Source organism: Tamlana sp. 2_MG-2023, from assembly GCF_030548465.1.
In the GTDB taxonomy this organism is placed as follows: domain Bacteria; phylum Bacteroidota; class Bacteroidia; order Flavobacteriales; family Flavobacteriaceae; genus Pseudotamlana.
In genome coordinates this window covers 1-13858 of the sequence record NZ_JAUOSF010000001.1, presented here as the reverse complement: position 1 = coordinate 13858, position 13858 = coordinate 1, and the positions used below count along the sequence as shown (strand labels likewise).

General features: G+C 30.8%; 13 protein-coding genes. All 13 read right to left on the bottom strand.

Going from position 1 to position 13858, the window contains the following annotated elements; genetic code table 11:
- Positions 1–22 precede the first annotated feature (22 nt).
- The 13 genes from Q4566_RS00065 to Q4566_RS00005 all read right to left on the bottom strand — a co-directional run bounded on the left by Q4566_RS00065 (position 23) and on the right by Q4566_RS00005 (position 13341).
- Positions 23–982, bottom strand: a complete 960-nt coding sequence (locus Q4566_RS00065; protein WP_303416999.1) for a hypothetical protein — start codon at positions 980–982, stop codon at positions 23–25.
- Positions 966–1490 (bottom strand): hypothetical protein, encoded by a 525-nt coding sequence (locus tag Q4566_RS00060; RefSeq protein ID WP_303416996.1) that lies wholly within the window; start codon positions 1488–1490, stop codon positions 966–968. The genes Q4566_RS00065 and Q4566_RS00060 overlap by 17 nt, the downstream gene beginning before the upstream one ends.
- Entirely contained in the window at positions 1490–2671 is a 1182-nt protein-coding gene (locus Q4566_RS00055; RefSeq protein WP_303416994.1) for a hypothetical protein, read from the bottom strand. Before Q4566_RS00055 ends, Q4566_RS00060 begins: the two co-directional genes overlap by 1 nt.
- Before the next feature lie 3 nt (positions 2672–2674).
- Complete coding sequence (locus Q4566_RS00050; protein WP_303416991.1) at positions 2675–4576, bottom strand: type II secretion system protein GspD; 1902 nt, start codon at positions 4574–4576, stop codon at positions 2675–2677.
- Positions 4577–4578: 2 nt separating this feature from the next.
- Positions 4579–5991 carry a GspE/PulE family protein gene (locus tag Q4566_RS00045; RefSeq protein ID WP_303416990.1) on the bottom strand — a complete coding sequence of 471 codons (1413 nt, stop codon included), beginning with the start codon at positions 5989–5991 and terminating at the stop codon, positions 4579–4581.
- Positions 5992–6472: 481 nt separating this feature from the next.
- Positions 6473–6895: a type II secretion system protein gene (locus Q4566_RS00040; protein ID WP_303416987.1), complete on the bottom strand. Its 423-nt coding sequence runs from the start codon at positions 6893–6895 to the stop codon at positions 6473–6475.
- Positions 6896–6907: 12 nt separating this feature from the next.
- Positions 6908–8038 carry a type II secretion system F family protein gene (locus Q4566_RS00035; RefSeq protein WP_303416984.1) on the bottom strand — a complete coding sequence of 377 codons (1131 nt, stop codon included), beginning with the start codon at positions 8036–8038 and terminating at the stop codon, positions 6908–6910.
- The gene (locus Q4566_RS00030) at positions 8028–8522 is read right to left on the bottom strand and encodes a type II secretion system protein J (protein WP_303416981.1); all 495 of its coding nucleotides are present in this window, start codon (positions 8520–8522) and stop codon (positions 8028–8030) included. The genes Q4566_RS00035 and Q4566_RS00030 overlap by 11 nt, the downstream gene beginning before the upstream one ends.
- Positions 8509–8850 carry a hypothetical protein gene (locus tag Q4566_RS00025; protein ID WP_303416979.1) on the bottom strand — a complete coding sequence of 114 codons (342 nt, stop codon included), beginning with the start codon at positions 8848–8850 and terminating at the stop codon, positions 8509–8511. The genes Q4566_RS00030 and Q4566_RS00025 overlap by 14 nt, the downstream gene beginning before the upstream one ends.
- A complete protein-coding gene (locus tag Q4566_RS00020) occupies positions 8828–10048 on the bottom strand; it encodes a hypothetical protein (RefSeq protein WP_303416976.1) in 1221 nt (406 codons plus the stop codon). The genes Q4566_RS00025 and Q4566_RS00020 overlap by 23 nt, the downstream gene beginning before the upstream one ends.
- 5 nt (positions 10049–10053) lie before the next feature.
- Complete coding sequence (locus Q4566_RS00015) at positions 10054–10851, bottom strand: toxin-antitoxin system YwqK family antitoxin (protein ID WP_303416973.1); 798 nt, start codon at positions 10849–10851, stop codon at positions 10054–10056.
- A complete protein-coding gene (locus Q4566_RS00010; RefSeq protein WP_303416970.1) occupies positions 10796–11704 on the bottom strand; it encodes a hypothetical protein in 909 nt (302 codons plus the stop codon). The genes Q4566_RS00015 and Q4566_RS00010 overlap by 56 nt, the downstream gene beginning before the upstream one ends.
- 17 nt (positions 11705–11721) lie before the next feature.
- Positions 11722–13341 carry a T9SS type A sorting domain-containing protein gene (locus Q4566_RS00005; RefSeq protein WP_303416967.1) on the bottom strand — a complete coding sequence of 540 codons (1620 nt, stop codon included), beginning with the start codon at positions 13339–13341 and terminating at the stop codon, positions 11722–11724.
- Positions 13342–13858 lie beyond the last annotated feature (517 nt).

Genomic DNA, 13858 nt, shown 5'->3' with positions numbered 1-13858 from the left:
CCATTTAATAGTCGCTTATTCATCATTGCACAGTTAATTTCCTTACCTCACTTGGAATACTTTGATTACTTGCCTGATCAATAGCTTTTACTCTCCAATAATATTCTCCTTTCGATGTAAACACAATCTGTTTAGAGTTTTCATCTACATTTTCAGTTAGTATTATGTTTCCAAAACCATTATCAATTGCAACTTCAAGTATACTTGAAACGGGAGATTTTATTTCCCCAGAATCACTACCTAAACTCCAAGAAAAATTAACAATATCCGTTGTGGTGTCATCTGAATTAGGTAAATTTAACATAGGTTGATTTGGATTTTGCGTATCTAAAAAAATTCTTCTAGAAGTAAATTTAGTACTACTATTTTCATTCACTCCTCTTACTTTCCATGTATATATCGCGTCTTCTGATAAAACTGAAGAGTCTAGTGTATAATTAGTATTAGTTATCCCTAAAAACTGAACTTCTGTCCCTGTATTTCCTCGAAAGGTCTTATCAATTTCCAAATTGTATGAATCCGCGGACTGAATCTCGTCCCATGTTAATATAATTTCATCGGTATTTGTATAATAATCCTGTGAAGGGAACCCTAAAAACACAGTTTGATTAGACAAATCATTTGATGAAACCAAAGTAAATAATTCTGGAAAGCTATAAGCCGTTTCATAGGCAAAATTCTCTGCTCTAACTACCCAACTATATTCACCAGGATTGAGACCAAAGGTAAAACTATTACCCTCTACTAAAGAATCCAAGGACCTTATCTGTGTGAATTGCTCCACTACTTGAACTCTATAAGCATTAGCCCCATCAATAAGATCCCACCTAAATTGAACTGAATTTCCAGTAAGGACTATACCATTTTTGGGGGAGGTAATATTGACAAAATCGTTGGTAATATCTTCTTCAAAAATATCATCGCATCCAACATTAAAATAGCCCACAAAAACAACTAATGAAATATTAATTAATTTTCTCATAATTCTGAAATATTATTTTAACCCTTAATTTATTTTTTCTAGTTAGATATTCTTTTTCTTTCTGGAAGGACACACTAACGATACTTGAAAATTCAAATTTTTTCTCGAACTCATAAATCACTTCAATTAAGGAGTTATAATCTCCTTCAAGAATTAACTGATTTGTTATAATTTTAAAACCATTACTTTCAGAAAAATGCATTTCTTCCATTCCAAAAACGTCTACATTGATAAACTCAGTAGTAAAGTCTAAAACACTTTGTTGTACATCTTCTGGCTGTACACCTTGAACTCCTATAATTCTATCATATAAATCTAACTCATTTTGCAGATCACTTACATTTGAATTAGAATCATTAATGTAGTTTAATTTTTCCTCAAGTTTACTTGACTGGATATAAGCTTGTTTAGTAACCTTAAATGATCGTTTATTGGCTGTAAAAAATAAAAGAACCGCAAGCAAGCCTACTCCACATAATTTCTGTTTATATGTTAGGTTTGTAAACATTATTTAATATTAATTTTTAATGAAAATACTGCTCCGTTTTTATTGGTGTTACTGTAATTTAATATTTGGATTTTTGCTATCCATTTTTTTAATTTTAATTTCTTTACCCACATATTTAGTGGTAAACTTGAAATTGAACTACCTTCTATGAAAATTGAATTAGACTCAAATATTATTTTTTCAAAATTTTTAATTTTCTTATTGTTTGGATTTACTTTCAAGCTATTTAATACTATCTCTCTAGGAGTAGAGCTAACAATTTCTTGTATATAATAAGAGGTAAAATTCTCTTTTAACACACCTGATTCTTGAAGTACTAAAACCTTGCTTCTTTTCTCTTCTTCTAATTTTTTGACCTGACTATAAGTGTGATTTAAATTATATAGCTGTGATTCAAAATCAATATATTGATTATTAAAATAACTCAACAATAAGTAACTACTGAGCAATGCACTAAGAAAAAACAGTCCCAAAAACACAACGGCCTTATCAAATATTTTTTTTAACAACAGTTCTTGCTTATTAAAACTAAGGAATTCAAAATTATAGCTAATACTATCCGATGGATATAGGTGATTTAATAAAGTAGAAAATAAAGGAACTTGAGAATTACTTAATTTCTCTTTATCGATACTATAATAACAACTTGGCAACTGACTAATTTGGAATTCTTTTAAGTTATCTCCTTCAAAAATTAAGTGGCACTCTCCAGAATAAAAAGCCCCCTTATTCAAAATATCCTTAATTAAAACTGCCGAAAAAGGACCAATACTATAATCAATTAAAATATATTTTTCATTTTCAAATTGATTGAAATAAAAGTCCAAAGCGCTCTTTCTAGCTATTGAAATATATTTAAATTTTAACTGCTGTAATTCGTAGATATAAAAATCATCCGGTGATGCACTGAACAGTACCTCTTTCAAATAATTGCCTTCAGAGGCCACTTTCTTATTTATAATTCCTTTACCTGAAAAGTTAAGTAAAACAGGGATTGAAACTTCTACTCTATCTCTAATTTCATCAAATCTTTTCGTTGTAAATGATTCAATCACAGCAATCCTATCAGATTCCTTTTCTAAAACTAACACCTCATATACAGGAATATCGCCCATTATTACACCTATAATAGTATATCTTTTTTCCTGGAAAGGATTTATGCTTTTCAATGTATCTAACATAAATTAATAAACTATAGTTGGCTTTATAAAAACGTGAAGTTTAGATTGATTTTTACTTTTAATTTTGCTGCTAAAAAACCATTTAATTATAGGAATTCTGGATAAAACTGGTGTTCCTGTTCCAGAATCCTGTCTATCTAACTCATCCAGACCTCCTAATAAAACCATTTCTCCATTCCTTACCCTTAATAAAGATTCGAACTGCTGTGTAGATTTTCCCGGAGGTGCATTTTCGCCAGCTCTACCTAAAAACGAACTTTTTTCAACTATAATTGTAAGTGTAATCTGTTCATCTTTGGACACAAATGGTTTAATATTTACACTTAAATTTGCATCAGTAGATTTCCATTGTCCAGATTGTAAAATATCATTCCCTATACCACTATTTATCAACCTATTATTTTGTTCATAATAATAATTTGTTTCTCCAATAGATAATTTGGCTTCATGACCACTTAAGGTAGAAATCTTTGGAGTTGATTGTAATCTGATTATTGAGTTATTCTCAAGTGCTTTTAAATTCATGTAAAAATCCTCAGCAACTTTTCCTAAATTAAAAATTCCAAAACCATTAAATGCATCTATCAGGTCATTGATCGATGTTGAGTTAACTGTAACTTCTGGAGTAGGGTACACAACTCCTGAGGTTGTTTTTGGTTGATTATCTAATCCGGCCTTAATCCCTGTTTGTATTTCGTAACCTTTTTGATATTGCACAATCAAAACCTCAATGAGGATCATAGGAACAACTTTATCAATTTGCTTAATATATTCCTTTAGCTCCAATATTCTAGGTCTTGAACCAGAGGCGACAAATCCATTAAGTTCTATAAACTCTTTTAGCTCTACATTTACTATTAAATCTTTTGGTAATGTTTCCAGTACAGTCTCAATAGTTCGATTTTCAAGTTGAATTAGTTCTGAACTTCTTAAACCCTCAGAATTTCGATCTCCAATTAAGTAAAAATTATCGGTTTTCTTATAAGTACTCCCTTTTCCTTTAAACACATGATCTAAAAGCTCATCAAACGTAATATCATTCACCACTAAAGTTGTTTGATCCTCCACTGGTTTATCATACATGAAATAATCAATATTTAGTTTCTCAGCAGCTTCCATTATTAAGTCAGTAACCGAAATATCAAATGCCTGAATACTTAAAAAACCATTTTTATTTACTTCTACTTCAGATGAAGACTCCGAGCCATTTACTCTTTCTTTTCTATTTCTACTCTTTCCAAGGTTTTCTTTTGTTAAAGGTTCCAAATTATCCTTCTCTATATAATAAAAACCATTTTCATCCTTAGTTACAAGTAGTTGATTAGATTTTGCCATCATATCTATTACCTGGTCGAATGGCCTATTTAGTATATAAGCTGAAATACTTACATTTTTTATTGAAGGAGAGAGTACAATACTCTTTCCTGAAACATCAGTAATTTTTTGAGCAACCTTTGGTAATGAATCATTTTTCAACTTAACAGATAAAAAATCATTCTGTTCATTATAGCTAACTTCAATCTCTTTCTCTACTATCTTTTTTGGTAGTACTTTGGCTCGTTTTTCTTTTTTAAAAACTATAATATTATTGATAAACTCAATCTGCAAATTGTATTTCTTTATTACAAACAAAAACACATCTTTAACCGGAACATCAAAAAAACTACTTGAAACCAATTCATTTAATTCATTATCAACACTAATATTCAATTTATGTTCTATGGCAATAGATGTTAAAAAATCATAGAGTGTAAGTCCTGAAACATCTATCTGTATTGTTTCATTCAATTCTGGTTTTTCTTCAGCATATTCATTTATCTGATTTTCTATTTTTAAAATATCTTGTTGTCCAAATGAAAATTGAACAACCAAGGTTAATAAAAAATATAATAAAACTTTCTTCATAACTAGGAATTAATTAACAAGGAATAAATCTCTTCTAAAGAAGTTTCTCCTTGTTCAAGTAGGTTAAATGCTTTATCTGCAAGGCTTACATATGTAATCCCCAAGCACTGTTTTAATTGATGATTATCTTTCTTTATTCCTTTAACCACTTCATCGGTTACTGGCACGATTTCATATATTGCTCTTCTTCCCCTATAGCCTGTATAGTAACATTCTTGACATCCATTAGCTACAAAATGAGTATTAAGTAACTTCAACATCTCATAACTCTTAGGTAGTTCATTTTCATCAAAACGAACTTCTTTTTTACAATGATTACATAATCGACGTACCAATCGCTGGGCTACGGACACATTTAATGTTTCTGCTATGTAAAAAGCTGGTACTCCCATATCAATGAGCCTCGATATCGTTCCTAGAGCAGAATTAGTATGTATAGTAGATAAAACTAAGTGTCCTGTTAAGGAGGCTCTTATTGCCATTTTAGCTGTTTCAGAATCCCTAATTTCCCCAAGCATTATGATATCGGGGTCCTGACGTAAAAATGACCTTAGAGCGGCTCCGAAAGTAAGTCCAATATCTTCTTTTAATTGTACTTGATTAATTCCTTTCAGAGTATATTCAATTGGATCTTCAACGGTTACAATATTTCTTTTAATATTATTTAGTAATTTAAGGGTAGCATAAAGCGTTGTTGTTTTACCAGATCCCGTTGGTCCACTGATTAATACAATACCATTGCTCTTCTTTACAGCTTCGAGATAAATCTCTTTTTCTTCTTTTTCAAAACCTAGGTCCTCTAAATCAATTTCAGATGCGTCTTTACCTAATATTCGCATTACTACCTTTTCTCCATGAAGCGTTGGAAGAATAGAAACCCTAAGGTCAAAATTTTCATAATTAATTCTACCGTCTTGTGGTAACCTTTTTTCTGTAATATCCAGATTAGACTCTATCTTTATTTTATTAACTAATTCTAGATAATGTTCTTTAGGCACTTTATATTTCTCAACAAGGACTCCATCAATTCTTAACCTTGCTCTAGCTTCGTCCTCATATACTTCAAAATGAATATCACTGCTACCTATTGATTTGGCTTCAAAAATAAGATCTTCAAGAAAATTGTTTTGTCCTGAAAAATTAGAACTTACTGTTGACTGTTCAGAATTTTTTCTATAATACAGAAACAGTGCCTTATTTAATCGTTCTGTTGAAATTTTTTCAAAAATTATGGATATCCCCAGATATAACTCTAATTCTTCCTTAACATTAGGTGTCCATTTTTTCTCATCGGCGTACAACGTTAAGACACCATCAATCTTCTCTTTAGGTACTACACTATAGTGATGCGCGAGATCAGTGTTGATTAATTGTTGTAATTCTACGGATACCTGTATGTCTTTTGTTATTTTCAAAATAAAAAACTGTAAAAAATATTTGTTGGAATTAAAATATTAAATGAAAGCAGTACTATTATATAAATAGATAAGTAGCCGGCTAAGGGAATAGTCTTCTGGATAGATTTCTTACGAAACAGAACATGTAATATTAACGTAAAAAACATACCTGTTATGAAAAACAAAACATAATTTCTAAATGAAAACATAGGAATCACTCCGACTAAAAAAATAAAATCCCCCAAACCAATTTGACCTTTAAAAGGGTTTACCAACTCAGACTTTTTAATAGAAAAATAAATAGTTATACAAATAAAATTTATTATTAAAAAGCCTGAGGATTTGAATATTTCCAAAGAACTTGTCAAATTGAAATTTAAATAATAATTTATCGCAAATATCAAAACAGGCAATATGATATGAATATGTCTGAATTTTATATCCTGATAAATTATGATAATAAAAATCACATGCAAGAAAGAAAGTAAAACGTATTCCATCAATCTTTTATAGTTTCTTTAAGTATTTTATTTTGATCAATCTCCCATGTGTTAAAATTCCCATCTCCATCAAAATCAGATTGTGATACTGCTATTGCCTTAAATGAATTAGTAGAAGCTTCGATAATTTCAATCCTATAAACTGCCTGACCACCTTCATTTACAGAAAGAGCAGGTTCAAACCCTAAGGCTTCAAAATCTGATGAATATTTGGAATATCTATAAAAATGGCTCTTCTCTAGTCCGTATAGATGATTTAACATACTCTGAGCTTCAATTGCCTTAGCTTGGGCAACCACTGAAGTCTGATTAGGTAGTACCAACAAAATTAAAATTCCTATAATGCAAAGCACGATAACTAATTCGGACATCGAGTATGCTTTGACATAAACACTCTTCACTATATTTTTGTTTCTTTTCATGTTCTTATTTTATCAAGGTTGAATAATTTTACTTAAATCAAACATAGGAGAATACATTGCTATTAATACAGTCCCGACTACAATTCCTATAATAACGATTATAAGTGGCTCCATGATAACTCCAATCATTTTAGTCTGATGCTGCAATTCTTCATCATACTGTTTTGCCAATCGCTCAAACATCGTGTCTAATTGGTTTATTTGTTCAGCTACACTTACTAGTGAAATCAATTTAAAATCATATATTTTATGTTTAGATAATGCCTCTGAAAACAACTCTCCTTTAGTTACCTCTTTCTTTATACTTTGCAAACTATACTCCAGTGGATAAAATGAAATCATTTTCTGCACTAAATCTAATGAGTTTACCAATGGAGTCTTTGCCGATAATAAGAGGCTTAATGATTGACAAAACCGTGTTATATATATTTTTCTTATAATATTTCCCACAAAAGGGAGTCTCATTAAGAATGAAGAGAGGTGTTTTCGGTAAAATAATTGATTTTTAAAATAGAAATGTCCTACAATAGCCAAAATTACTATCAAAACAAAAGTTAAACTAAAGCTTGAAAAATGTTCTGATATATATATAATTTTCTTTGTTAGATTAGGCAATTCCTTACCAAACTGTTTAAACACTGATGCAAACATTGGTACTACAAATTTCATCATAAAATATAGCACCCCAAAAGTCAACAATAACACAAAACCAGGATAGGTAAACACGGACACTAACTGACGCTTCATTTTTACTTTCCTATCAAAATACTGATATAACTCTAAAAGTATTTCATCAAGTTTCCTCGTTTCTTCACCTATTTTAATACTATAGTATTCATAAGTAGAGAATTTTTCAGACTCCTTTAGTGCCTCAAATAAAGATTTTCCTTGTACTACTTTTTTTAGAATAGATTGTATTAAATCCTTATGCTTCGCTTTTTTTTGTTGCTCCCTCAATATTTCTAGGGCCTTCCTAAAATCTACCCCAGAACTCAACAAAATAGAAAGCTCTTTATATAGCTCCATTTTATCTTTGTCAGAAAAACGATTTCCAAAACTTAATTCTGTTGAAAAGAAACTAGTATTATTTTTCTTTCTATAGGAATTATTTTCAGGTTTATATGAAGATATATTAATACCCATCTAGAAAGAAATTATTTAACTGTTCAGCCAAGGCAATTTTTTTTTCTTCAAAAACCATAACATCTTCACCAAGCAAACTCATGGTCAATCGTATAGTTTTGTATTCATCATGAATGTATTCATTAGTGTTAAGCGCTATTTCTTTTACTTTTATTTTAAATGTATCTTGCGTCATACTCTTTCTGATAACAAGCCCTTCCCTGAAAAAGTAATCAATATCGTTTGTAGCCATGTTTAATTTTATATGTTTATGATCAACGTAACTAAGTTGACGACACATTTTAACATCAATCGCTAACACATTTTGAAACTGATTGTATTCCATTAACTCAGCCTGATGAAATGTATAAACAGTGATTTGTCTGGTAATATTAGTATATATTAGATAAACCATAGATATGATAATGGAAGAAATAGCCATACCAACTACTAATTCCGTTACAGTAAATGCCTTTTGATTGGAATGTTTTTTAATAACTAACAATGTATTGATACTTTCTTTTAGAATTATTTGTAATCACTATAAAATCAATTTTAAAACTTGATAATCCATCCAATACTTCTATTCTTTTCTGGACTTTAAAAAACTCAAAATCATAATCCTCATTCTCTATTTGCCTATCTCTTTTTGTTTCCCACAACAGTTCTTTTACTTTTTGTTGTGATTTATAGAACGTAATATTATGATCGGTTTGTAAAACGCTACTATAAATCGTAATTGCTATAGAGAGACAAATTGCGATAATTGTCATAGCTATTACTGATTCTGAAATAGAACTCGCTTTTAAGCTAAAGTGGCGTAATGATCGCATACTTCCTTTCTCGTTTATTAATATTATTAAAAAGTGAAACTTTCAAAAAGTTATCTGGAAGGTTTTTCTTATCAATAACACCATCCATAATATAATTATCATAAATTGAGGCATCTGTTCTCAAATAAAAACTATTCGTATATACCGTCCCTATCACGCTGCCTTCAAGTGCAATTTCACCACTACAATAAACATCGCCAACAATTTCTACATTTTCTTCAATGGAAATTAATTTATCTGCACTCCTATTCTGATCATCCAATACAATCGCTCCCAGAAGTTTACTACTATTTTTTAACCTAATTTCTTTATGCGCTGTTTCTCCATGATGGATAAAAATTCCTGATGGATATTTTAAAATCACATTCTCTTCTAAGACGACCAATTGATCTGCGACAACCTGTACACTTCCTTTAAAACCACTTTCAAAAACCACTTTTGGAGCCTTTACAATCACATTATCAAGAACATTATTTTTTTTAATATATAAAGAGTCTTTGGATTCGATCACTATGTTTCCGGAGAGTTTTTTTTGTAATAATTCGGTCTCAATAGCATCAATAAACAAAGTCTTTTCTGCAAAACTTTGGTAATACTTAATCGAATCACTAAGTTCTCTCAAATCTATCCTTTCCGTTTGCTGATTTTCAAATTTAAAAAAAGTAGTTTTCAGTTCTGGTAGCTGAGCTTTAGAAACACTTTTGGATCCTAATAAGATTTTTGTGTTGGTATATGCATTTGAGGTAATATACCCCTGTTTTATGCCTTTTTTAGGGATAAAAACATTTCCTTTAATTATGGCTTTTCCTACCATAAATAAAGCTTTATTGTTATCTGTTAAATATAATGCCAACCCATCATCTTGTTGCTTTTCACCGATTAAAACAGTTTGTCTAATCGTATCTGTCTTAAAATTAGATGTAGTTACTAAGATCTGGTAGAACCCCCAAGGCTTAACTTCTGCAGACGAAACTATTCCATTGTCAAAAAGGTCGATTGAATTATTTTGACTAATATCATTTGCTTTGCTTAGAAAATACTGCTTAGCAGATTCATTATTAGAATGCAATTCCGTAGAGGTAAATAGCATCGTTTGATGCATTTTAGAATAACTACTTATCATCAGTAGTGCGTAGCAAAACACACCAACTACAATGCATATAAGTATTGCATATGCTATGGAACCTGCTTTAATCACGTAATCTAATCTTTATCCTTCTTTACAAACAATCTTTGGAAAAAATTAGGTGCCTTATCGAACTCCTTCTTTTGCTTGCTTTGTTTCTTTCTACTCTTTTTCACTTCCTTTTTGGAGCTGTTTTTTACTGATGATTTTCCAACTTTATTTTTGTTCTTATCTCCCTTTTTATCCCCATTCTCCTTTTTAGCAAATAATCGATTAAAAAACCTAGTTTTAGTAGTGTCTTTAGTTTTAATTACCTTCTCACCTTTTTTATATTTAACGGTAACCCCTTTAATAGGATATATCCACTTTCCTGAGCGTAGGCCATTTCTATATTTTCCTTCACAAATAATCTTGCCTATACTATCATAGAAAACACTTTTTCCAGATAATTTTCCATTAACCCACTTTTCAGAAGTAACAATTTGTCCATTTTTATACCATGAATTCCAGATTCCTGTCTTTATTCCTTTAATAAAATCTCCTTTTTCAGCTAACTCATTAGTATAATAATATTTCTGATAAACTCCATCTAATAATGCACCACCATAATCTCCTTGAGAACTATGAACCTTTTGGGATTTAAACCAATAATATCTTTTATCTCTACGAGGTTTTGGTTCATAATCCGATATAAAGAAATGCTCCTTAAATTCTGTATCACTAGTAATTATTTTGGTGAATGGCTCATTTGAACTTTTACAACTAACCAGACCAATTAATATTGCGACTACATAAAAAGACTTTTGCACTAGAGTTATTCTATAATTTTCTACCATACCGGTTATTAACTTTTTGAGCAAACTTACTTGTTGCATATTTGAGGTACTTAGCCTTTATAACCTCGTTCATTGTTTGGTCGCTACCAAAATGAACACCTCCAAAACTATTAATTGATATAATAGAACCATTAGTAGCATCTACAACAACCCACACGTATAGATGATGTTGCCTTGACCATATGATTTTAACATATGAATTCCCACTCTCTTCGTTTAGGATTACCTCTTGATATCCTTGCAGATCCACTAATTGAAAAGGATAATCATAATAGTTCCCAATTTTATCTAAATCCTTTTCTCTAAACATAAAACGTGGTAACACTAATGTTGAATTTTTAAGCTGTTCAATATTGTTCTTTACATTAAAATATTGATTAGACTTTTTTCCTTCTGCTGATGCTTTAATTAATTTTGATAATTGCTGACATAAAAATAGGTGATCTGCTTTCATTAGGTTTGCATTACCAAAATCAACACCAGTCACAAAATGATTCTTACCGTCAATTAAAATATTTAAATAATACTGGTAATTAGAAAAGGTGAACGCATTGTAAGTATAAGACTCACCTAAATTATCTTCTCCAAATCTACGTTCGTTGCTCTCTCCTGCCTTTTGATACAAAAAGGAATATCCATTTTTATGAACCTTTCTAAGGTTATCTATTTCGGGTTGTGTTAAAAAAAGCACTTCGGTATCAGTCCATTTATTTGTAAATATTTCTTTGATACTGCTATTCATATTAGCTACATACTCAGACTCTCCTTCAAGCAATGTCACAACTAACTTACTCTTTAAAACCAACTGAGCGTACTCCTTTTTTGGATAGGAATATTGTGAAAAAGAACTAGCGTAACAAAACAAAAAGCAAATGGTAATTAAATATTTCATATGTAATTATAACTTAATTATTTTACAAATTTTGATGTGTACGTTTTACCTTCCGATACAATCTTAAGTATATAAGATCCTTTAGACAAGTTAACTTCAATGGCGTGATTCCCATTAATCGTAATTTTGGAGCTCTCATAAACCCTTCTACCTAACATATCGATTATTAAAACATGGCTGTCTTTTAAAATCTTTTTAGATTGAATAAAAAACGTACTCTCAACTGGATTAGGGTATATAAATACAGAAGGATTTACATTGTTTAGATCAGAAATTGAGAGCGATTCAGGAATCTCAAAAATATGTGCCGCCCCAGATGAATTTATATTTTGATCTCCACCATTATCCTTTCCATCTCCTACAATAATTTTATTATTGCTCATAATGACATGCAATCCAAATTCTTTATCGCTATAATCGTATTTAGGAATAATCGTTTGTATTAAGTCCCAGTTGTCTGTATCATCATTAAGTTCATAAAGGTAGCAGACGCCTTTTGATCGTAATCCATATTCTTCTGAAATATAGGGTTTCTTGTCAGCAGATACAATAACCCTATTACCTGAAGCACTAATCGATTGCCCGAAAGCTTCAGCAAAATTACTAGCATCTTCAAGAATAATATATTGCACTTCTTTCCAATCCCCATTGTAATCTTTTTTAAAAACATACGCAGCACCAGATTCCACGCCAGTTCCTGATACTATTCGAGGATGTGTTGGTGCTCCAATAAAAATATAATCACCACTAATAGCTACAGATTCTCCAAATTGAGCCTTATTACTTCTATTAGAAGCTTCTAATATTTGTTCCTCAATCCACTCTCCGGTTTCATCTTTACTAAACACATAAGCAGCGCCCACCCAATAATCATTTTCTTGAGGATCATGTTTAGCTGCTCCTATAATAATTGTTCCATTGCTTATATCCACCATTTTACCAAACACATCTTGCCCCACTCGATCAGATCCTTTTAGTTTTTTAACTTTCACCCATTGATCACTAAGAGCATCCTTTTCAAATACATATACTGACCCCGTTCTGGGCAAGTACTCTCCATTTAACCATTCGCTAGTATTTAAAGCACCTACTAAAATTACGCCTTCTTTTATTTTTACAGGAAAACCAAATTGCTCACCACTAACACGTTCGTCTCCCCCATGTATTAACTGATGTTCTTTCCATATTCCATCTGTATCCCTTTTGTAAACCATAGCGACCCCAAGCTGAGTAGATCTGTTACTATTAGGGTCTTCGGGATCATCCATATCTTCCCCCGTTATGCCTACCACGGCATATTCGCCTTCTATAGAAACCATGACTCCAAAATGATCAGAATACCATCGGTGTTCTTGAACCAGTTTTTGTTTAAAACGCCACACACCTTCTTCTTTTTCATAAATATATGCGGCACCTGCGTATTGAATAGGGTTTTCCTCATTAACATCATAGGCTTCGCCGTAGGCTCCAACAATAGCGTAATCACCACTAATACCAACAGATCCACCAAAATATTGATTACTACGTCTAATGGAAGGAGCAAGCTTAACTGTTTCAGTAAAGTCTTGAGCAAATAAAAATGCAGAAGAAGTAACACAAAAGAAGAATAGCATCTTCCTTATAGTAGTTATGAGCATAGGTGGTTTAACTTTAAGTTCCTGAGCTTTGGGGCTTAGAATATTTAACTTTTCTTAATAAAGTAGCCAAATATATTATATGTGAGCACGAGAAAAAAGCAATTCTTTAACTTTTTTTTAAGAAACGATTTGACTTAGATTACTTAAAAGAATAAATGTATTCGTAAATAGTCAGTGATTTAAGGTTATCCATTTAAACATGTTGAAACAATAATTAAATATAGATCCAATAAAAGGTTTTTAAATAAAATTAATTTCACCCTGTAATAATTGTTTAAAACAAACAAATACTATATAATTTATACTTAACTTTATAAAATGTATTAATACATTTTAGATCTTTGATATATACTACTTTTTTGATGATTTTTGACCATAAATGGTCATTTTTAGATAACATATTCGTCCTATAACTCGTTGAATATGTTATTAATTTGGCCACAATAATTACTATCCGTTTGGGATGCTACAACCTAACAGACATAAAGACTCTAAATCCTATAGGTACGGCTTCCAG

Bases quoted from the DNA above. Each gene is read 5' to 3' on its own strand.
- Q4566_RS00065 (WP_303416999.1), bottom strand. From the start codon at position 982: ATGAGAAAATTAATTAATATTTCATTAGTTGTTTTTGTGGGCTATTTT.
- Q4566_RS00060 (WP_303416996.1), bottom strand. From the start codon at position 1,490: ATGTTTACAAACCTAACATATAAACAGAAATTATGTGGAGTAGGCTTG.
- Q4566_RS00055 (WP_303416994.1), bottom strand. From the start codon at position 2,671: ATGTTAGATACATTGAAAAGCATAAATCCTTTCCAGGAAAAAAGATAT.
- Q4566_RS00050 (WP_303416991.1), bottom strand. From the start codon at position 4,576: ATGAAGAAAGTTTTATTATATTTTTTATTAACCTTGGTTGTTCAATTT.
- Q4566_RS00040 (WP_303416987.1), bottom strand. From the start codon at position 6,895: ATGAAAAGAAACAAAAATATAGTGAAGAGTGTTTATGTCAAAGCATAC.
- Q4566_RS00035 (WP_303416984.1), bottom strand. From the start codon at position 8,038: ATGGGTATTAATATATCTTCATATAAACCTGAAAATAATTCCTATAGA.
- Q4566_RS00025 (WP_303416979.1), bottom strand. From the start codon at position 8,850: ATGCGATCATTACGCCACTTTAGCTTAAAAGCGAGTTCTATTTCAGAA.
- Q4566_RS00015 (WP_303416973.1), bottom strand. From the start codon at position 10,851: ATGCAACAAGTAAGTTTGCTCAAAAAGTTAATAACCGGTATGGTAGAA.
- Q4566_RS00010 (WP_303416970.1), bottom strand. From the start codon at position 11,704: ATGAAATATTTAATTACCATTTGCTTTTTGTTTTGTTACGCTAGTTCT.
- Q4566_RS00005 (WP_303416967.1), bottom strand. From the start codon at position 13,341: ATGCTCATAACTACTATAAGGAAGATGCTATTCTTCTTTTGTGTTACT.